The 1867-nt window shown below is 57.7% G+C and carries 2 protein-coding genes; one reads left to right on the top strand and one right to left on the bottom strand.

Annotation, left to right across the window (positions count from 1 at the left end):
- Positions 1-357 precede the first annotated feature (357 nt).
- Positions 358-981 carry a hypothetical protein gene (locus ABJK56_RS00330; protein ID WP_347242675.1) on the top strand — a complete coding sequence of 208 codons (624 nt, stop codon included), beginning with the start codon at positions 358-360 and terminating at the stop codon, positions 979-981.
- Positions 982-994: 13 nt separating this feature from the next.
- On the opposite strand, the gene ABJK56_RS00325 is transcribed toward ABJK56_RS00330, so the two are convergent.
- On the bottom strand, positions 995-1753 hold the full coding sequence (locus ABJK56_RS00325; RefSeq protein WP_347242674.1) for an enoyl-CoA hydratase-related protein: 759 nt from the start codon (positions 1751-1753) through the stop codon (positions 995-997).
- Between the last annotated feature and the right edge of the window lie 114 nt (positions 1754-1867).

Raw genomic sequence — 1867 nt, 5'->3', positions numbered from 1 at the left:
GCCATGGGCGAAGGCCGTGTCGTGGCCTTGACGGCAGCCCATCCCACAGTGATCGCACGTGATCTGCGGGCGAGATGAAGTCGCTGCCGCATATCGCTACGGATCTACTCACGTGAAGCGGCGGGGCTAACCTTACTCGCGTTTAGGGGCGGATGGCTCCATGAGCCCCGCAAACTCGAGGAAATCACGCGTGTGCGTCGAGGTGATCCAGCAGGCAGATCCCTTCGGCTGCGCCGGAGGCACCGCGCACGCAGCCGCCGCGGTGCCACCACCCCCGGCCGTTGCCGTTCGATTGCGATCATCGTATAGTTAAAATCCCACCCATTTGATTGCACCGCCGTGGCGACGCCGCGCTGCATGTACTGGGTAGAGAGCGGGAGACTCGCTGGCAGCTGCATCCCGAAGAGCCTCGATGAGCTGAGGGGCATATGGGAGTCCGGCATCCGCAGGATTCTGGTCCTGCCGGAGGATCACGAGATAGCCAAGCACTGGGGCGATAAATCGTCATACTTTGACTCGCTCTACTTAGCTGACCTGAAGCCCCTCCACATACCAGTGCGCACGGGATCGCTCCCCACGATGGTCCAGCTCGTGGACATGCTCAGGTGGGTTGAAGGGGCGCCATCGCTCGTTCACGGCATAGATGGCATTATCAGGACCGGGACGGTTGCTGCCTCATGGCTCATCGTGGAGCGGGGTGTCTCCGCGCGTAAAGCCATAGAGATAATCGAGTCCCTCAGGCCGGGGAGCCTCCAAGGCTATCCTCAGAGGAAATTCCTCATGGAGATAGAGGGAATGTCGGATGAAATAAGAAAGCAGATAGGGGCTAAGCCCCGAGGCGTGGCATTAGTGAATGGGGAGTTATTAGCCGCGGCTCGGCGGCCCCAAAGGCACCTAGTTCACGTTCAGAATTATTCGGCAGTGCGCCTCGCCCATTTCACGCGCCCATTAGGCAGCGCCAGGGCTACGCGGACACGATGATTGGTGTAGCCCCTCAGCGGTCGCTCCACACCGGCTTTCTCTTCTCCAGGAAGGCTCTGAGCCCCTCCACCCCATCCTGGGTTTTGATCAGCTCTTTGACGTACGTGTCATTCGCGTGCTGGAATCCTTCCGATAGATCCATCACTAGCCCGGCCCAGAACACCTTCTTGAGGATCTTTACGGCTGCCAAGCTCAAGCCTGCAGCCGACCTCGCGATTTTCAGCGCTTCGGCGTCAACTTCGTTGTCGGGGACAACCTTCGTCAGCATCCCCATGCCAGCGGCATCCTGCGCAGTGATGTTTTCACCCAGCAGAACGACGCGGAGCGCGCCCCTTATGCCGGAAATTCTGGGCATCAATATCGCAGCTATGGGCGGCATCGAGGATAGCATTATCTCGGGCGTGCCTAAAACGGCCGAGTTCCCGGCGACCACGAAGTCGAATGCCATGGCCAGCTCGAATCCACCGCCCAAGCACGCTCCCTTTACGGCTGCCACGGTGGGCTTCTCGTTAAATAGAATTTTTTCTATTAATTTTTTAAATTCATCGAGCATGTAGGGCGCCTTGTCGGGCAGGTGTTCCTTGACATCAGCGCCCGCGCTGAATGCCTTTTCTATGCGCGTGCCCACTAGAATGGCCCTCACAGAGGCATCGTGGGAAGCCCTGTCTACGGCATCCCCGAGCTCCCTCATGAGGTTCATATTCAAAATATTAAGAGGCGGATTATTCAGGTATATTTTTGCGATGCCATCCTCAACGGAGTATGCGATCAAATTGCCGCTCAACGCTGCATGTTGGCCAGACGCCGACCTTAAAGTTTTTCGCATTATTCGGCGGCTCCGTCAACTTAAGCCCAATCGATAGATCTAAATTCGGGTGGGGCCCTC

The sequence above is a fragment of the Thermogutta sp. genome, from assembly GCF_039793925.1.
GTDB lineage: Bacteria > Planctomycetota > Planctomycetia > Pirellulales > Thermoguttaceae > Thermogutta.
Note: the sequence above shows the minus strand (reverse complement) of the source record. Positions and strands in the feature narration are given on the sequence as shown.

Coding starts and splice junctions, on each gene's coding strand:
- ABJK56_RS00330 (WP_347242675.1), top strand. CDS start 358: ATGTACTGGGTAGAGAGCGGGAGACTCGCTGGCAGCTGCATCCCGAAG.